Genomic DNA, 15,630 nt, shown 5'->3' with positions numbered 1-15,630 from the left:
TGTGATCCGAGGGGGTTTTAGGGGGGCATCCTGTAACTGGTAGCTAACATGGAGTTCTGTGACGAGTGCGGCTCGATGATGAAAACCGACGACGGAATGTGGATCTGCGGGAGCTGTGGGTACGAGACGCCTCGCGACGCCGAGAAGGAAGCGGCGATGACCTCCACTCAGTCCCAGGAGGAGAGCGAGGTCATCGACACCTCGGAGGTCGACGCCGAGGACATGGGTCCGACCACCGGCGCGCAGTGCCCCGAGTGTGGCAACGACCGCGCGTTCTGGGAGATGAAGCAGATCCGCGCCGCCGACGAGAGCGAGACGCGATTCTTCACATGTACCGAGTGTGAACACAAGTGGCGTGAGGACGATCACTGACGCATGAGCGGTGACGGGACCCCGCGGGTACCCGACGACGAACTCGACGGCTGGGCCGTCACCGACAGGTCGAGCGAGACCGTCTTCGAACTCCCGGTCGCCCGCGTCGTCGGCCACACCGCCGTCTACGACGACCAGGACCTCCGGTCCACGGTCAGCACTCTCACCGGTGGTTCCGTCGACCGCATGTGGCGCTTCTTCTTCGCGACCAGACTGGAGTTTACCCCGGCGCTTCCCCCAGCCGTCGGCCCGGCGGCCGTCTTCACGACCGTCCGCACGCAGGCAAACAGCGTGTTCAAGAACCGACTGCGTGACCGCGGCTTCGGCGAAATATCGAAAGCGGGCCACGACCGCATCCGCGTCGAGACCGGCGACCGCGCCTCGTTGCAGGCCTACGAGGCGTCCATCGAGACCAGCGTCGTCGACGTGCCCGTCGAGGGGTACCTCGCCGTCTGGTCCAACGGCGGCGAATTCCGGCTGGCGGGCGGCGCGTACCCCGCGGCGTCGCTGTCGGACCTGCTGGGCATCTCGATCCCCGGCATCGATATCGACCCGAACTCCTTCCGGCAGGAACTGCTCACCCTGGTGAAATCCGTCCGCTAGCGGTGTCGAACGGCCGCCGTAGCGACCCCGCGGGCCAGCAACTCGGTCCGCCCGTCACCGAGCCAGCGGCTCACGCGTCCCGGATCGGCACCGACACCGAGCAACGCTACCCGGGTCTCTCCGACGTACACCTCCGCGGTGTACCCGCCGGTCCGTAGCGTCGCGTCGAGTCGCTCCAGCGTCTCCCCCTCGGTCCGGACGATCCGGACGGCCTCCCGGAACCGCTCGATCTCGATGTGGACTGGCCCGCCGACGGAGGGGAGCCGCAGGCGCGCGCCGTCGAGGTCCACGAGTAGATTGGCGGCGGTCTCCACCGCGGGCGCGGTCGCCATCGTGAGCGCGCCGTCGACCACCCCGAGCAGGCCCCGCCGATCCGGATCGCGTCGGTCGGGCATGGCTCACTCCCGGCGGGCGAAGGTCAGGAAGCCGGTGTGACCGACCCCCGCCGTCGAGGGCCGCGACCCCCGGTCGTCGAAGTCCATCTCCCGCTGGATCGTCTCCAGCGTCTCGACCCCCTCCAGCCCGACGCCGCGCGCCGTCCGGGCGACCTCGCGAGCCTGCTCGACGAACGGCGAGTACACCGCGAGACACCCGCCCGGCGTCAGCAGATCCGCGGCGTGATCGACCACCGTCGCCGCGTCCTCCGTGTCCAGCGTCAGCACGTCCACCGGCCCCACGTCGAGGTTCTCGGTCACGTCGCCCGTGCGAACGTCGACCCGCTCGTCGACGCCGGCCAGTGCCATGTTCTCTCGTGCCACGTCGGCGAACTCGGCGTCCTGCTCGTAGGTGATCACGTCGGCCCCTGCACGGCCCATGTACGCCGCGAGGACGCCGGTCCCCGTCCCCGCGTCCAGCACCGTGTCGCCCTCGGAGACGCCGGTGTGGCCCATGATCAGCCCCACGTCGCGTGGCATCATCGGTGCGCCGGTGCGCTCGAAGTGGTTGAAACAGTCCGGGCCCCGCAGCTCACGGACCGTGAACGCCTCGTCGAGGTGCGTCGTGACGACCTCCCCCGCCGTGGCGTCTTCCGGCACTTCCAGGATTCCCAGATCCGTCTCCAGACGCTCGCCCCGTTCCAGGAGGTACTCGCGGTCGTCCCGGACCAGCAACAGCGCCACGTTACTCCAGGCGCTCGACGGCCGCCGCGAGGTTCCCGTCCTCCGCTTCGAGGGCCTCGCGGGCGTCGTCTTCGCTCACGCCGGCGCGGTTGGCGACGATCTCGATGTCGGCGTCGGGGATGCCGCCGCTCCCGCCCGCGTCGCCGTCACCGCTCTCGACCGCCGACGCCTCGCCGGCCTCGCGGGTCTCGGGCGTCCCGATGACCTGGTAGGTCTCCTGGCCCTGGGCGTCCATCCGCTGAACCTCGGCGTCGGTGAACACGAGTTCCTCGTCGGCCGTGCGGATGATCACCTCCTCGGCGTCGAGTTCGTCGATGTCGATGCCGAACTGGTCCATCATCTGTTGCATCTTCTGCGGATCGAAGCCGCCTCCTCCGAACATACCCGGAGGGTTGCGGCGCTGGCGGAAAACCCCTTCGGGACCCACTTTTTCCGCCGAGGGTGCGCGTGGCGCACCCCCGACGCAAAAACTTGGGAAAAAGGCGGACGCGGGCCGGCGGCCCGCGTCCGGTACGACGCGGTGTGGCCCTCCGCAACCGCACCCGCCCCGCTCAGTTCGCTCCTTCTCCGTCCGATTCGTCCGCCTCACCATCCTCGTCCTCGGCCGGCCCGACCCCGTGGCGCACGAACACGGCCATCCCGGTCCCGAAGTCGAGCATGTCCTCGCCGGCGAGTTCGGCCCGGCCGACGCCGAGCAGGGTGTCGTCGTCGCGGACGACCGCTACCTCGTCGCCCGGTCGGACACCCGGATCGGCCCGCTTCACGAACTTCGCGAAGGTGTTGCGACCCTCCCGGACGAACGGGTCGCTGTCCTCGCCGACCACGACGCGGTGTGTGGGGTCGTCGAGCGCGTCGAGCAGTCGCCGCGCGCCGGCCGGACTGAGCGTGAACCGACCGTCCACGGCGTAGGTCACCAGCCGACCGGCGTCGGCGACCACCTGCTGTGGCCGGCCGGAGGTCGTCCGGTAGACCTCCAGGTCTTCGTCCGGCGGAAAGAGCGCCGCACCTGCTCCGGCACCGAACTGGTAATCCGCGACCCGGCGGAGCATCCGCCCGTCCTCGTCGTTCATCGCCTCCCCGTTCCCGAGCCAGCGACTAAACACCTTCCACCCGCGACGCCGACTGTGGTCCGCGTTACCAATCGACTTGGTGACCGTACCTTGTCACGTGTTATCATCGGCTCTGCAGGTGGTTTTGGATGGATTTATAGGCGAGAATTACATACTCTCAGCTATCATGCCAACGAGTTCGATGAAAGTCGTGGTCGGTGCGGTCTTGCTGCTGATCGGTTCGGCGCTGATCCTCGGGACGGGGCTCCAGCAGATCCCGCTGCCGGCCATCGCCGGGAGCGTCGCGGCGCTGTTGCTCGCGGCTGGATCGGTGCTGCTGGGGACCTCCGAAGGCGGCCAGCCGGTCTAGAGCAAGAACGTCTCCTGTTCTTCGCTGAGATCGCGGAACGTATCCGCCGCCTCGATCAGTTCCTCGGCAGTCGACTCGCGGAAGGCCATGATCTCGACCTTGCAGCCCTCGTGTTTGAGGTGGCGACAGAGCCGCGAGAAGTCGCCGTCGCCGGTACAGAGGACGACGGTATCGACGTGATCGGCCAGCGTGACCGCGTCCAGGCTCATCCCCACGTCCCAGTCGGCCTTCTTCGACCCGTCGCCGAAGGTCTTGATGTCCTTGATCTTCGTCTCGAATCCGATGTCGACCAGCGCCTCGAAGAAACTCTCCTCGTCCTCGGCCTCGGCGCGGATCACGTAGGCGATCGCACGCGTCAGTTCCCGGCCGTTGACGCCTTCTTCCAGCAGTGACGCGTAGTCGATGTTGCGCGTATAGAGACTCCGGGCGGTGTGATAGAGGTTCTGCGCGTCGGCGAGCATCGCCACGCGCTGCCCGGGATGCACGTCAGTCATACGCGGTGTTTGGAGACCCCGTCGGATAAACCCTGCCGGACGGGTGACGGTCCCGAACCGGCGGGGAAGTGTCGCAACGCCTAAGTCGTCTCGTCACAGTCGCTCGTGTATGCAACGGGCCACGCTGGAACTCGCTGGGTCGCCGACCAGCCACCGGTGTGGCGCGGTCCGTTTTCGGGGGACGGCGAAACCGAAACGCGCGCGGTAGGCTCGGGGCGGGCGTAGCGCCCCCGTCGCGGGCCGTGTTCGTTGTCTCGCGCGCACCGATTTCCGACCGATCCCCACCCACGTACACAACACAGCAATGACACACGAGACGTTCACCGGCGTGTTCCCCGCGATGACCACGCCGTTCCACGAGGACGAGAGCATCGACTTCGAGACACTTCGCGAGCACGCCCAGTGGCTCGAACGGCGCGGCGTCGACGGCGTCGTGCCCATGGGCACCACCGGCGAGAGCGCGACGCTCTCGCACGACCAGCACGTCGAGGTCATCGAAGCCGTCACCGACGCCGTCGACGACGTGCCCGTGATCGCCGGCTCCGGCTCCAACAACACCCGCGAGGCGCTGGACCTCTCCGAACGCGCCGCCGACGCCGGTGCCGACGGCCTGCTGCTCATCTCGCCGTACTACAACAAGCCCGAACCAGCCGGCATGGAACACCACTTCCGGCAGGTCGCCGACGCCGTCGACCTCCCGCAGATCATCTACAACGTCCCCTCACGCACGGGTCGCAACATCGCCGTCGAGTCCGCCGTGACGCTGGCCCAACACGAGAACATCGTCGGCTACAAGGCCGCTTCCGGCGACATGAACCGTATCACCGAGGTCATCGAGCGCACGCGCGAGGAGAACTTCGAGGTCCTCTCGGGCGACGACGCGATGACTCTCCCGATCATCGCCACCGGCGGCAGTGGCTGTATCAGCGTCTCCGCCAACGTCGAGCCCGCCCGGACCTGCGCGCTGGTCGGTGCCGCCCTCTCGGGTGACTACGAGCGCGCCCGCGAGTACCACCACGAACTCGGCGAACTGTTCCGCGTCCTGTTCACCGAGAGCAACCCCATTCCGATCAAGGAGGCCATGGAGATCCGCGGCCACTACGACTCGGGCCGGATGCGCTCGCCGCTCTCGCGGGCCACCGACGAGACGCTCGACGCGCTCCGTGCGGTCCTCGACGACCTCGACGACGGAACCGCCCCCGAACCGGCGGAGGCACAGCGATGACGAAGGTCGCAGTCAACGGCGCGGCCGGCCGGATGGGCCGGACCGTGATCGAGACCGCCGCCGACCGCGACGACGTGGACGTGGTCGTCGGCTTCGACGTGGAAGGGCCCGACGAGGTGCAGGGCGTCCCCGTCGTCGACGCCGACGAGGCCGCCGACGCCCTCGCCGAGTACGACGCCGACGTGGCCGTCGACTTCACCGTCCCCGAAGCCACCCTGTCGCTGGCCGAGGCCTGCCGCGAGGCGGGCGTCGGGATGGTCGTCGGCACCACCGGGTTCGACGAAGACGGCTTCGCTGCGCTGGACGACACCGCCGAGGACGTGCCGCTCCTGAAGGCCACCAACTTCGCCCGCGGCGTCCACGCGCTCCTCCGGGCGATCAAGGAAGCACTCCCTGCGGTACCGGACTACGACCTCGAACTGATGGAGACCCATCACAACGGCAAGATCGACGCGCCCTCTGGCACTGCGAAGACCATGCTCGAAACCGTCCAGGCGGAACGCGACGTGGAACCGGTCTACGGCCGGGAGGGTCACGCCCCGCGTGACGAGGACGAGATCGGCGTCTTCGCGCGCCGGGCCGGCGACATCCGCGGCGAACACGAGTTGATCGCGGCGGGCAACGACGAGGTGCTCTCCCTCTCACACCACGCCGAGGACCGGAGCGTCTTCGCGGCCGGCGCGCTGGACGCCGCGGTCTGGACCGAAAACCAGGACCCCGGGCGGTACGACTTCGGGAACGTCATCGACCAATGAGCCTGCAAACCGAGATCGAAGACCTGTGGAACCGCTACGACGACGGCCTCACGGCCGACGACGCCACCGCCGAGGACGCCGACACCCTCGACGCGTTCCTCGAAGCCCTCGAAGCCGGCGAGGTGCGCGCCGCCGAACCCGCCGGCGGGGACTGGCAGGTCAACGAGTGGGTCAAGCAGGGCATCCTGCTCAACTTCGGCCTCCGCGAGATCGAGTCCCGCGAGTACGGCGACGTGGCCTACCACGACGTGCTCCCCCTGCGTGACACCGCCGACATCGGCGAGCGTGGCTCTCGGAACACACCCGACGGAACCGTCATCCGTCGCGGTGCCTACGTGGGCAGTGACGCGATCATGATGAGCCCCTCCTTCGTCAACATCGGGGCACACGTCGGGGACGGTACCCTCGTGGACTCCTGTGACACGGTCGGTTCGTGTGCCCAGATCGGCGAGAACGTCAAGCTGGGCGCGAACACGCTGATCGGCGGCGTCCTCGAACCGGTCGAGGACGATCCGGTCATCGTCGAGGACGGCGTCTCGCTGGGCGCGGGCTGTCGCGTCACCTCCGGGTTCCGCGTCGGCGAGAACTCCATCGTCGGCGAGAACACGCTGCTGACGCCCCGGATTCCGGTGTACGACCTGGTCGACGACGAGGTGCTGTACGGCGAACTGCCCCCGGAGCGCCGGGCGTTCGCCCGCTACGTCGAGTCGTCGGTCAGCGACGAGGACCTGATCCCCGGCGCGGCCTACAAGCCGGCGGTCGTCGCGACCGACATCGAGACCGAAACCCTCGAAGGTACCGAGCGCGAAGACGCACTCCGAGAATGACGACCGGGTCCGCGGTCCGCCGGCTGTCCGCCTGGGACGCCGAGCGACTGCGCGGCCTCGGTACCGAATACGACACGCCGCTGTACGTCCTCGATCTGGACCGGGTGCGAGAGAACGCCGCCCGACTCCAGGAAGCGTTCGACGCCGAGGAGATCAGTTACGCCGTCAAGGCGAACACGACGGAGCCGGTCCTGGAGACCATCGAGTCGACGGGGATTGGCGCGGAGTGTGCCTCGGCGGGCGAGGTCGAGCGCGCCCTCGCCGCCGGATTCGACGGTGCGGAGGTGCGCTACACGGCGGTCAACCCGCCCGCCCGGGACCTCGATTACGTGGTCGACGCCGCGGCCGACGCGGACCTGATCGTGACCGTCGGGGCGGCCGACACCCTCGACCAACTCGCCGAGCGCGGCTTCTCCGGCCGGCTCTGCATCCGGGCGAACCCGGGTGTCGGTGCCGGACACCACGAGAAAGTCTCGACCGGCGCGGCCCCGAAGTTCGGCGTCCCGCTGGATCGGGTCCCCGACCTCGCGGCCGAGGCCGTCGACCGCGGGTTCGACCTCGTCGGCCTCCACGCCCACGCCGGAAGCGGCATCTCCGGCGAGGACCTGCAGGCCCACCGCGAACTCGTCGCGCGGATGGGTGAGCTGGCACGCGAAGTAATTGCCGACGTGGGCAGTATCGAGTTCGTCAACGTCGGCGGTGGGCTCGGCGTCCCCTACCGCGAGGACGAGGCCCCCCTCGACCTCGACGCGGTGGCGGCGGCGACCCGCGACGCGTTCGGTGACGTGGACGCCAGGCTGGGGATCGAACCCGGTCGGTACTTCGTCGCGGACGCCGGCGTCTTGCTGACCCGCGTCAACACGGTCAAGCCGACGCCGGAGACGACGGTCGTCGGCGTCGACGCCGGGATGACGACGCTTGTCCGCCCGGCGATGTACGATTCCTACCACGCGATCCGGTCGCTGGCTCCCGACGCGGGCGACCGCGAGCCGGTGTCGGCGACCGTCGCCGGCCCGATCTGCGAGACGGCGGACGTACTCGGCGAGGACCGGTCCCTGCCCGACCCCGAGCGTGGCGACCTGCTCGCGGTCGGCAACGCGGGGGCTTACGGATACGAGATGAGCAGTAACTACAACTCCCGGCCGCGGCCGGCCGTGGTTGCCCTCGACGGCAACGACGCGCGGCTGGCGGTGCGTCGGGAGGCGGTCGCGGACATCACAGGACTGGAAACATGGTCGGAGTAGAGAAATACCACGGCACGGGCAACGACTTCGTCATCGTCGACGCGGCCGAGAACGTTCCGGACCGCCGGGCGTTCGCGGCCGAACTCTGCGACCGGGAGACCGGTCTCGATCACCCCAACGCGCGCAAACGCGGGGCCGACGGCGTCCTCTTTCTGGCGCTGGAAGCCGACTACTCTCCGCCCCGGGTCGTGATGACGCTGGTCCAGCCCGACGGGAGCGTCGCGGCCATGTGTGGCAACGGCGCGCGCTGTGCGGCCAAGTGGGTCGCCGAGCGCACCGGCTCCAGCGAGGTCATGATCGACACGCAGGCCGGCACGCGCCGCGCCGAGATCGGCGAGCAGGGCGTCACCATCGAGATGGGCGCGCCCGTGTTCGATCCCGCCGGCGTGCCAGTCGTCGGGGACGAACCACTCGTCGAGCGCGAGGTCGAGGGCCTGACCGTCACGGCGGTCAACACGGGCGTCCCCCACGCGGTCGCGTTCGTCGACGACGTGACGGCCGTCGACGTGGAAGCGGTCGCGCCCGCCGTCCGGGACGCCGACGTGTTCCCCGAGGGCGCGAACGTCAACTTCGCGGCGCCGCGGGACGGCGAGGCCACGGACGGGACCGTTCGCGGGTTCGATCAGCGGACCTTCGAGCGGGGCGTCGAGGCCGAGACCGACTCCTGTGGGACGGGCGCGGTGGCCATCGTCGCCGCCGCCGAGCGTCTGGGCAAGGTCGAGCGGGGCCAGCGGGTCCCGGTCCACCCGCCGGGCGGTCGCCTCGTCGTCCAGTTGACCGAGCGCGACGCGCTCTTGCAGGGGCCGGTCGAGCGCGAGTACACCGGCACCGTCACCGTCGTCGACCCGACGACCTTCGACGTGGAACTCGACGGCGTCACGGGTGACGACTGATGGCGTTCGACCCACTCCAGTTCCACGAGTCCGCCGTCGCCATTCCGTCCCACGAGGACGTGACCGAGATGCGCGAGTTCCTGGTCGAGACCCTCGAAGACGAGGGCGTCGACCCGCGAGTCGACGACGCCGGCAACACGCTGGCGACGCGTGCGGGTGATTCGGACGGCCCCCACATCGTCTGCAACACGCACATCGACACGGTGCCACCGCACGTCCCGCTCGAAATCGACGGCGAGATCGTCCGCGGCCGCGGGTCCTGCGACGCGAAGGGCCCGCTCGCGGCACTGGTGTCGGCGTTTCTGGACGCCGAGATCGAATCGGGACGGCTGACGCTGGCGGTCACGCCCGACGAGGAGGTGTACTCGACGGGTGCGGCGGCCCTGGACCTGGACGCGGACGGCTACATCGTCGGCGAACCCACTGGGCTTGACATCTGCAACGCCGCGAAGGGTCGGTTCGAGGGCACAGTCACTATCGAGGGCGTCGCGGCCCACGCCGCCGAACCCGAGAGCGGCGCGAGTGCGATCCGTGCGGTCGCGCCCGTCCTGCAGGCGCTGGAGTCGTACGACGAGACGGTCGGCCCGCCGGAACACGACTCGCTCGGGCGGCCGACGCTCGAACCGACCGTGATCGAGGGTGGCGAGGCCACGAACCAGATCCCCGCCGAGTGCGCGATTACGGTCGACCGGCGGAGCGTCCCGCCCGAGACCCAGCAGGGCTTTCGCGAGCAACTGGAGGCGCACCTCCAGTCCTGGATTCCCGACTCGATGACGCTCTCCTTCGAGTACACCGAGCGGGAGACGCCGTTCCTCGAAGCGTTCGCCACGCCCGAAGACAGCGACGTGGTGACCGCGCTCCAGGGGGCCGGCGCTGGCGAGATCCGTCCGTTCGGGGCCGCGACCGAGGCCTCCTACTTCGCGGCCGACGCGCCGACGGTCGTGTTCGGTCCGGGCGTTCTGGCCGACGAGGACGGCGCGGTCGCACACGCCGAGCGCGAGTACGTCCGCCGTCCCGAGGTCGAACGGGCCGGCGAGATCGCGACGGCGGCCGTCGAGTCCCTGCTCGACTGAGCGGGAGGCGTCTTTTTGAGGTGCGCGGTCGATCCACCGGCGTGGCCTACGACGTGACGACGCTGGCGCTCGTGTTCGCCGCCGTCTTCGCCGGTGGGTTGGTCACCGGCGTCACCGGCTTCGGGTACGCCATCGTCGCGACGGCGACGCTGGCCTCGCTGCTGGAGCCCCGGACCGCCATCGTCGTGGTCATCCTGCCGATCCTGGCCGCGAACCTCTCGCTCGTGACCGAACTCGACCGCGCGGGACTCCGCTCCTGCGTCCGGCGGTTCTGGGCGTTCGTCGCCGCGGGGGCGGTCGGGACCGTCGCCGGAATGGTCGCGCTGACGCGGATCCCCGCCGCACCGCTGTCGGCGGGCCTGGGGCTGTTCACGCTGGGCTACGTCGCCGTCAGTCAGCCCTGGATCGGCCTCCCCGGCCAGCGGCGGTTCGAGTCGTTCTGCCTCGTCGAGACCCACGCCCGCAAGGGACTGCTCGGCGTCGCCGCCGGCCTCGTGTTCGGTGCCTCGAACGTCGGTGTCCAGGTGGTCGCGTACCTGCGGTCGCTGGATCTCGACCACGAGACGTTCGTCGGCGTCGTCGCGATGATCTTCCTCGGCGTCGGCACGGTTCGCGTCGCGACCGCCTGGCTGCTGGGTCTGTACGGGTCGTCGTCGCTACTCGCGGTTTCGGCGGCCGCAGCGGTCCCCGGTCTCGTCGGCGTCACCGCGGGCAAGCGACTCCGTCCGATGATAACGTCCCGACGCAGAGACGCCGCCGTCTACACCATGCTGGTCGTCATCGGCGTCCGCCTCGCCGGTGCCGGTCTGGCCGGGCTGTGAGGGCACGCCTGCGAGACGAATTGTCGCTCCAGCGACCGGAGTTTCCATCCCTGATAGCGCCCGGCAGTCACGCGGCAGACGCCCGTCAGACGCCGCGTAAACGCTTTTGTCGGCGGCTCGGAGAGCAATAGATATGGCAATGGCACAGCGGCGACGGTTCGACGCGGAATCGATCGGGCGTGCGGGGGCGCTGATCGCGACCTGCACGCTCGTCCTGACGGCGACGTTCCTGGGGCTGGTGGCCCTGGTGTCGGGCGAGGCGGTCGGACTGAGCGACCGCCTCCCGGCGTACGTGCTGGGGATGGCGACGGCGTTCGTCGGCGCGGTCCTGATCGCGGAGACGCAGGGCCTCGACGGCCGGACGGTCATCGGCGGTGCGGGCGTGGTGGCGCTCGTCACCCTCGTCGTCCTGACGCTGGGCGGTGAAGGCCTCTTGCACGCGGTCCGGAATCCGGGTGCGCTGGTCACGTCGCACCTGCTCTTTTACTTCCTCGCGGCGGGGATGATCGCCACCGGCGTCGGCTACTGGGCGATCAACCACTGGCAGGAACTCTCCGTTCGACCGAAGACGGGCTTCGGGCGCTGACTACCCGAGAAGCGCGTTCAACAGCCGGGACTCGACTTTTCTGAGGATCTCGCCGACGGTACCGGGCGCGACGTCCACTTCCTCGGCGATGTCGTCGTAGGTGACCTGGCGCGGCGTGTCGTAGTAGCCCATATCGACGGCGATCTCGGCGACTTCGCGCTGGCGGTCGGTGAGCCGCGAGAGCAGGCGTTCGTTCTCGGGGGCGTAGTCGCCGAGCTTCTGGAGTTCGACCGAGATGCCGTCGGGCACGGCGTCCATCGCCTGGCGGATCTGATCCTCGTCGCCGACGACGGTCAGCCTGATCCCGCCGTTGCTGGCGAACTCGATGGGGAAGTCCGGCACGATCTGGTACGTGTGGGGGAGTTCCAGCAGCCCGGTGAGCATCTCGTTGGATTCGAGATGGGCGTAGGTGATGATCCGATCCTGCATCGGCGAGACCTGATACGTGATGAGTTCGGGGACGTACTCGGCGGCGAACTCGATGACCTCCCGGTCGCCGCTGAGTTCGTACATCGTCGTCACCGTCCCGTCGTCGAGCAGTTCCATCTGGAGGATCCGTTCGTTCTTGATCCCCGGTGCCTGCTGGATGCGCCGTTCGATCGGGTGAATCCACCCCCGATCCGGCGTCAACAGGCCCTCGACGTATCGCATTTGCTCAGTGATTGCGCCCGACCAGCATATGCGTTTGGTACCGACAGCTCACTGTCAGCCGTCCAACTCGTCGACCAGTTCGTCGCCCACACCGACGTAGCCGGCCGGTGTCAGGGCCGTCAGTTCCTCCCGTACGTCCTCGCTCACGTCCAGTTCGGCGAACAGGTCCCGGAAGTCCTCGATGGTGACCCGCCGGCCCCGCGTGAGTTCCTTCACCCGCTCGTAGGCGTCGGTGTGGCCCTCCCGGCGGAGGATGGTCTGGACTGCTTCGCCGACGATCTCCGGCGTCGACTCCAGGTCCTCGCGCATGACCTGCTCGTTGGGGACGACCTTCTCTAGCCCGCGCTCGCACTTCCGGTAGCCGACGAGACAGTGGGCGAGTGCGGCCCCGACGTTCCGCTTGACCGTCGAGTCCGAGAGGTCCCGCTGGAGCCGCGAGGTGGTGACGTAATCACCGAGGAAGACCAGATCGGAGTTGGCCTTCGAGAGGTTGCCCTCGCTGTTCTCGAAGTCGATCGGATTGACCTTGTGGGGCATCGTCGACGAGCCGGTCTCGCCGGCGGTGGCCTCCTGCCCGAGGTAGCGGTCGGAGACGTAGAGCCACACGTCCAGGTCCAGATCGAGGAGAACGTTGTTCGCGCCACGGAGCGCGTCGAACAGCGCTTCCAGGTCGTCACAGGGGTTGACCTGCGTGGCCAGTTCGGTGTGGTCGAGTCCGAGGCCGGTGACGAACGACTCCGAGAAGGCGGGCCAGTCCACGTCGGGATAGGCGGCGTCGTGGGCGGCGTAGGTCCCCGACGCGCCGGCGAGTTTGCCCGAGAGGCCGTCGGCGGCGCGTTCGATGCGGCCCAGCGCCTTGCCCAGGCGGGCGGCGTAGACGGCCATCTCCTTGCCGAACGTGGTCGGCGTCGCGGGCTGGCCGTGCGTGCGGGCGAGCATCGGCACGTCGCGGTGGTCGCGGGCCATCTCGGCCAGTGCGTCCCGCACGTCCCGGAGGGCGGGCACCAGCACGTCCTCGACGGCGGGTTTGACCAGCAGGCGGTGCGCGAGGTTGTTCACGTCTTCGCTGGTGAGGCCGAAGTGGATCCACTGCGCGGCGTCGAGTCCGTCGGGCAGGTGTTCGCGGACGAAGTACTCGACGGCCTTCACGTCGTGGTTGGTCGCCGAGTAGTCCTCCCAGCCCTGCGTTTCGAGGGCTTTGACGATCTCGGCGTCGCCTTCGTCGAACTCCTCGTAGAGCGCCCGGAGGTGGTCGCGCTGGTCGGGGTCGATCTCCAGCGGCGTGGCGTCCAGATCGGCGAGTGCGATCAGGTACTCGACTTCGACCTGGACGCGGGCGCGGATCAGCGCCTGCTCGCTGGCGTAGGGAACGAGCGGTTCGGTGTAGCGGGCGTACCGCCCGTCCAGCGGCGAGACGGCGGAGAGTGGACTGCGGTCTGTCATACCCGTCGATGGGCGAGGCCGGCCCAAAGGGGTATCGAAGCCCGCCGATCAGGCGAGCTTCCGGTACACCCGCAACAGCACCGAAACGGCGACGCCGAGCCCGGGGATCCGAGTCGACAGCGCCGCAGCCCCCAGCAACAGCGCGCCGGCTTTCGGTCGGCCGCGGGCGAACGCCACCAGCGCGTCGACCAGCGTCGAGACGATACCGAGGTCGCGGACGGAACGGTCGGAGAGAGCTGTCATCACTCGAACGAGGGGCGACGGAGAGAAGCCGCTGGTGCCTGCACTCGCAAGCCAGCGTCGAGATCAGATAGGGTTGATGGAGTGTTTCTTGGGGGGCCAGTCGTCCTCCCTGGTGTCCTCTGCGCGGTCGATGGCGCGGACGATTCGCTCGCGGGTGTCGCCGGGGTCGACCACGGCGTCGATGCCGAGCCGCGAGGCCGCACGGACCGCGTCGGTGCGGTCCTTGAACTTCTCGACGAGTTCGGCCCGCTTTTCGTCGGGGTCCTCGGCGGCCTCGATCTCCCGGCGGTATGCCACGTCGACGGCCCCCTCGATGCCCATGGCGGCGATCTCGGCGGTCGGCCACGCGATGCTCAGGTCGGTGTCGGCCGAGCGCCCGCCGCCCATCGCCACGTAGCCGTAGCCGTAGCCCCGGCGAAGACAGACCGTGACGGTGGGGACCGTCGCGCGGTTCAACTCGAAGGGGAGTTTCGCGGCGTGGCGGGCGACGCCCTCGGATTCGGAGTCGGGGCCGGGGAGGATGCCCGGCACGTCGATGAGCGTCAGGACCGGGAGGTCGAAGGCGTCACAGACCGAGACGAAGTGACTCGACTTGTCGGCGGCGGCGGTGTCGATGGTGCCGGCCTTGTGTCGGGGGTTGTTCGCCACGACGCCGACGGGCCGCCCCTCCAGTCGGGCAAAGCCCGTGACGATGTTGCGGGCGTACCCGGGCTTCATCTCGAAGAAGGAGTCGCGGTCGACGATGCCCTCGACGATGGCGTAGATGTCGTAGCCCTTCTTCTCGTTGGCCGGAATCACGTCGGTCAGGGCGTCGACCGTCGCGTCGGCCGGGGCCGCCCAGTCGTCGGTCGTCGGCGGGTCGTGCGTGGCGTTCCGGGGGAGATACGAGAGGTAGGTCCGGACGGCGTCGAGACAGGCCTCGTCGTCCTCGCACGAGAGGTCGGCCATCCCGTTGCGGGTCGCCTGCACCGTCGGCCCGCCGAGTTCCGCCTTCGAGAGGTCGGTCCCGAGCGCCGCCTCCACGAGCGAGGGGCCGGCGACGCCCAGCGTGGAGGTGCCCTCGACCATCGGGACGAAATCACACAGCGCCGCGAAGTTGGTGGGCGCGGCGAAGCCGGGCCCCAGCATCGCGGAGACGGTCGGGACCCACCCCGAGAGGGTCTCCTGCAGGTTGGCGAAGCCGTTGTCCCCGCGGGCGGTCGGCGCGGCGTCGAGGCCCTCCTGGATGCGGTGGCCGCCACCGTCCTGCAGCATGACGAACGGGTACCCCCGGTCGCGCGCGAGCGTGGCGACCCGCTGGAGTTTCCGGCCGCCGGCGTGGCCGATGGAGCCACCCTTGACAGTGTAGTCGGTGGCCATGATGGCGACCGGCCGGCCGTCGACCTCGCCGATGCCACAGACGACGCCGTCGGCGGGGGCGTCCTCGCGCTCCCAGTCGGCCACCTCGGGCGTGGTCGGCATCGGGGCCGCGAGTTTGCCGATCTCGTCGAAGCTCCCCTCGTCACAGAGGTAGTCGACCCGTTCGCGAGCGGTCAGTTTGCCCGCCTCGTGCTGGCGCTCGACCGCCTCGGGGCGGCCTGCGTCCTCGACGGCTTCCTTCTCCGTGCGGACGGCCGTTATCAGGTCCGCGACGTCTCCTTCGTCACTCATGGCGCACTCACCGTGGTTCGCCGCGTCTCGCGAGTCATGCCCGAACCAATATATTACAGGACCAAAAGATTTGGCGCACCTCTGAACGCTGTTAGCTATACAGTGGAGAAAGCGGAACAATGATAAGTAACGAACGGAGACGTGCCACTGGGGAAACTGATCACCCCAAGTGTGGTTCACTCCACTCTCACTCTCCCTTGTCCCCCACCCCCA

General features: G+C 69.0%; 20 protein-coding genes. 11 read left to right on the top strand and 9 right to left on the bottom strand.

What is annotated here, in order from left to right; translation table 11 throughout:
- Positions 1-48 precede the first annotated feature (48 nt).
- The gene (locus tag ACOZ4N_RS09760; protein ID WP_424019734.1) at positions 49-372 is read left to right on the top strand and encodes a transcription factor S; all 324 of its coding nucleotides are present in this window, start codon (positions 49-51) and stop codon (positions 370-372) included.
- Between the two features lie 3 nt (positions 373-375).
- Complete coding sequence (locus ACOZ4N_RS09755; RefSeq protein WP_424019733.1) at positions 376-975, top strand: hypothetical protein; 600 nt, start codon at positions 376-378, stop codon at positions 973-975.
- Here the strand turns inward: ACOZ4N_RS09755 and ACOZ4N_RS09750 are convergent.
- From ACOZ4N_RS09750 to ACOZ4N_RS09735, 4 genes are all read right to left on the bottom strand, one after another.
- Complete coding sequence (locus ACOZ4N_RS09750) at positions 972-1,370, bottom strand: hypothetical protein (RefSeq protein ID WP_424019732.1); 399 nt, start codon at positions 1,368-1,370, stop codon at positions 972-974. The genes ACOZ4N_RS09755 and ACOZ4N_RS09750 overlap by 4 nt on opposite strands.
- A 3-nt stretch (positions 1,371-1,373) precedes the next feature.
- Positions 1,374-2,093 carry a methyltransferase domain-containing protein gene (locus tag ACOZ4N_RS09745; RefSeq protein ID WP_424019731.1) on the bottom strand — a complete coding sequence of 240 codons (720 nt, stop codon included), beginning with the start codon at positions 2,091-2,093 and terminating at the stop codon, positions 1,374-1,376.
- Position 2,094: 1 nt separating this feature from the next.
- Complete coding sequence (locus ACOZ4N_RS09740) at positions 2,095-2,475, bottom strand: nascent polypeptide-associated complex protein (protein ID WP_424019730.1); 381 nt, start codon at positions 2,473-2,475, stop codon at positions 2,095-2,097.
- A 169-nt stretch (positions 2,476-2,644) separates the two neighbouring features.
- The gene (locus ACOZ4N_RS09735) at positions 2,645-3,163 is read right to left on the bottom strand and encodes a PUA domain-containing protein (RefSeq protein ID WP_424019729.1); all 519 of its coding nucleotides are present in this window, start codon (positions 3,161-3,163) and stop codon (positions 2,645-2,647) included.
- Between the two features lie 166 nt (positions 3,164-3,329).
- On the opposite strand from ACOZ4N_RS09735, the gene ACOZ4N_RS09730 reads away from it, so the two are divergent.
- On the top strand, positions 3,330-3,512 hold the full coding sequence (locus ACOZ4N_RS09730) for a hypothetical protein (RefSeq protein WP_424019728.1): 183 nt from the start codon (positions 3,330-3,332) through the stop codon (positions 3,510-3,512).
- On the opposite strand, the gene ACOZ4N_RS09725 is transcribed toward ACOZ4N_RS09730, so the two are convergent.
- A complete protein-coding gene (locus ACOZ4N_RS09725) occupies positions 3,509-4,006 on the bottom strand; it encodes an NYN domain-containing protein (protein ID WP_092657361.1) in 498 nt (165 codons plus the stop codon). The two genes, ACOZ4N_RS09730 and ACOZ4N_RS09725, sit on opposite strands and share 4 nt — an antisense overlap.
- 304 nt (positions 4,007-4,310) lie before the next feature.
- Here ACOZ4N_RS09725 and dapA point away from each other — a divergent pair, with 304 nt between their 5' ends.
- The 8 genes from dapA to ACOZ4N_RS09685 all read left to right on the top strand — a co-directional run bounded on the left by dapA (position 4,311) and on the right by ACOZ4N_RS09685 (position 11,430).
- Entirely contained in the window at positions 4,311-5,231 is a 921-nt protein-coding gene (dapA, locus tag ACOZ4N_RS09720) for a 4-hydroxy-tetrahydrodipicolinate synthase (RefSeq protein ID WP_424019727.1), read from the top strand.
- Complete coding sequence (dapB, locus tag ACOZ4N_RS09715; protein ID WP_424019726.1) at positions 5,228-5,986, top strand: 4-hydroxy-tetrahydrodipicolinate reductase; 759 nt, start codon at positions 5,228-5,230, stop codon at positions 5,984-5,986. Before dapA ends, dapB begins: the two co-directional genes overlap by 4 nt.
- Positions 5,983-6,813 carry a 2,3,4,5-tetrahydropyridine-2,6-dicarboxylate N-succinyltransferase gene (locus ACOZ4N_RS09710; RefSeq protein WP_424019725.1) on the top strand — a complete coding sequence of 277 codons (831 nt, stop codon included), beginning with the start codon at positions 5,983-5,985 and terminating at the stop codon, positions 6,811-6,813. The genes dapB and ACOZ4N_RS09710 overlap by 4 nt, the downstream gene beginning before the upstream one ends.
- Positions 6,810-8,057: a diaminopimelate decarboxylase gene (gene lysA, locus ACOZ4N_RS09705; protein ID WP_424019724.1), complete on the top strand. Its 1,248-nt coding sequence runs from the start codon at positions 6,810-6,812 to the stop codon at positions 8,055-8,057. Before ACOZ4N_RS09710 ends, lysA begins: the two co-directional genes overlap by 4 nt.
- A complete protein-coding gene (gene dapF / locus ACOZ4N_RS09700) occupies positions 8,045-8,950 on the top strand; it encodes a diaminopimelate epimerase (protein ID WP_424019723.1) in 906 nt (301 codons plus the stop codon). Before lysA ends, dapF begins: the two co-directional genes overlap by 13 nt.
- Positions 8,950-10,023, top strand: coding sequence for a M20 family metallopeptidase (locus ACOZ4N_RS09695; RefSeq protein ID WP_424019722.1), 1,074 nt, complete (start codon positions 8,950-8,952; stop codon positions 10,021-10,023). The genes dapF and ACOZ4N_RS09695 overlap by 1 nt, the downstream gene beginning before the upstream one ends.
- A 20-nt stretch (positions 10,024-10,043) precedes the next feature.
- Complete coding sequence (locus tag ACOZ4N_RS09690) at positions 10,044-10,844, top strand: TSUP family transporter (protein ID WP_424019721.1); 801 nt, start codon at positions 10,044-10,046, stop codon at positions 10,842-10,844.
- Between the two features lie 133 nt (positions 10,845-10,977).
- Positions 10,978-11,430, top strand: coding sequence for a hypothetical protein (locus ACOZ4N_RS09685; RefSeq protein WP_424019720.1), 453 nt, complete (start codon positions 10,978-10,980; stop codon positions 11,428-11,430).
- On the opposite strand, the gene ACOZ4N_RS09680 is transcribed toward ACOZ4N_RS09685, so the two are convergent.
- The 4 genes from ACOZ4N_RS09680 to ACOZ4N_RS09665 all read right to left on the bottom strand — a co-directional run bounded on the left by ACOZ4N_RS09680 (position 11,431) and on the right by ACOZ4N_RS09665 (position 15,417).
- Complete coding sequence (locus tag ACOZ4N_RS09680; RefSeq protein WP_424019719.1) at positions 11,431-12,081, bottom strand: helix-turn-helix domain-containing protein; 651 nt, start codon at positions 12,079-12,081, stop codon at positions 11,431-11,433.
- 54 nt (positions 12,082-12,135) lie between these two features.
- Entirely contained in the window at positions 12,136-13,524 is a 1,389-nt protein-coding gene (purB, locus tag ACOZ4N_RS09675; protein WP_424019718.1) for an adenylosuccinate lyase, read from the bottom strand.
- 48 nt (positions 13,525-13,572) lie between these two features.
- Positions 13,573-13,767 (bottom strand): hypothetical protein, encoded by a 195-nt coding sequence (locus ACOZ4N_RS09670; RefSeq protein WP_424019717.1) that lies wholly within the window; start codon positions 13,765-13,767, stop codon positions 13,573-13,575.
- Positions 13,768-13,830: 63 nt separating this feature from the next.
- A complete protein-coding gene (locus ACOZ4N_RS09665; RefSeq protein WP_424019716.1) occupies positions 13,831-15,417 on the bottom strand; it encodes an acyl-CoA carboxylase subunit beta in 1,587 nt (528 codons plus the stop codon).
- Positions 15,418-15,630: the final 213 nt, after the last annotated feature.

Origin of the sequence: Halorientalis pallida, assembly GCF_049605515.1 — an archaeon.
GTDB classification, from domain to species: domain Archaea; phylum Halobacteriota; class Halobacteria; order Halobacteriales; family Haloarculaceae; genus Halorientalis; species Halorientalis pallida_A.
This window is presented reverse-complemented; position numbering and strand designations above follow the sequence as displayed.

What these genes read in the sequence shown, in the direction of transcription:
- ACOZ4N_RS09680 (WP_424019719.1), bottom strand. Translation starts at nt 12,081, where the DNA reads ATGCGATACGTCGAGGGCCTGTTGACGCCGGATCGGGGGTGGATTCAC.
- ACOZ4N_RS09725 (WP_092657361.1), bottom strand. Translation starts at nt 4,006, where the DNA reads ATGACTGACGTGCATCCCGGGCAGCGCGTGGCGATGCTCGCCGACGCG.
- ACOZ4N_RS09760 (WP_424019734.1), top strand. Translation starts at nt 49, where the DNA reads ATGGAGTTCTGTGACGAGTGCGGCTCGATGATGAAAACCGACGACGGA.
- ACOZ4N_RS09735 (WP_424019729.1), bottom strand. Translation starts at nt 3,163, where the DNA reads ATGAACGACGAGGACGGGCGGATGCTCCGCCGGGTCGCGGATTACCAG.
- ACOZ4N_RS09740 (WP_424019730.1), bottom strand. Translation starts at nt 2,475, where the DNA reads ATGTTCGGAGGAGGCGGCTTCGATCCGCAGAAGATGCAACAGATGATG.
- ACOZ4N_RS09685 (WP_424019720.1), top strand. Translation starts at nt 10,978, where the DNA reads ATGGCAATGGCACAGCGGCGACGGTTCGACGCGGAATCGATCGGGCGT.
- dapF (WP_424019723.1), top strand. Translation starts at nt 8,045, where the DNA reads ATGGTCGGAGTAGAGAAATACCACGGCACGGGCAACGACTTCGTCATC.
- dapA (WP_424019727.1), top strand. Translation starts at nt 4,311, where the DNA reads ATGACACACGAGACGTTCACCGGCGTGTTCCCCGCGATGACCACGCCG.
- ACOZ4N_RS09670 (WP_424019717.1), bottom strand. Translation starts at nt 13,767, where the DNA reads ATGACAGCTCTCTCCGACCGTTCCGTCCGCGACCTCGGTATCGTCTCG.
- purB (WP_424019718.1), bottom strand. Translation starts at nt 13,524, where the DNA reads ATGACAGACCGCAGTCCACTCTCCGCCGTCTCGCCGCTGGACGGGCGG.
- lysA (WP_424019724.1), top strand. Translation starts at nt 6,810, where the DNA reads ATGACGACCGGGTCCGCGGTCCGCCGGCTGTCCGCCTGGGACGCCGAG.
- ACOZ4N_RS09695 (WP_424019722.1), top strand. Translation starts at nt 8,950, where the DNA reads ATGGCGTTCGACCCACTCCAGTTCCACGAGTCCGCCGTCGCCATTCCG.
- ACOZ4N_RS09750 (WP_424019732.1), bottom strand. Translation starts at nt 1,370, where the DNA reads ATGCCCGACCGACGCGATCCGGATCGGCGGGGCCTGCTCGGGGTGGTC.
- ACOZ4N_RS09710 (WP_424019725.1), top strand. Translation starts at nt 5,983, where the DNA reads ATGAGCCTGCAAACCGAGATCGAAGACCTGTGGAACCGCTACGACGAC.
- ACOZ4N_RS09665 (WP_424019716.1), bottom strand. Translation starts at nt 15,417, where the DNA reads ATGAGTGACGAAGGAGACGTCGCGGACCTGATAACGGCCGTCCGCACG.
- dapB (WP_424019726.1), top strand. Translation starts at nt 5,228, where the DNA reads ATGACGAAGGTCGCAGTCAACGGCGCGGCCGGCCGGATGGGCCGGACC.
- ACOZ4N_RS09755 (WP_424019733.1), top strand. Translation starts at nt 376, where the DNA reads ATGAGCGGTGACGGGACCCCGCGGGTACCCGACGACGAACTCGACGGC.
- ACOZ4N_RS09730 (WP_424019728.1), top strand. Translation starts at nt 3,330, where the DNA reads ATGCCAACGAGTTCGATGAAAGTCGTGGTCGGTGCGGTCTTGCTGCTG.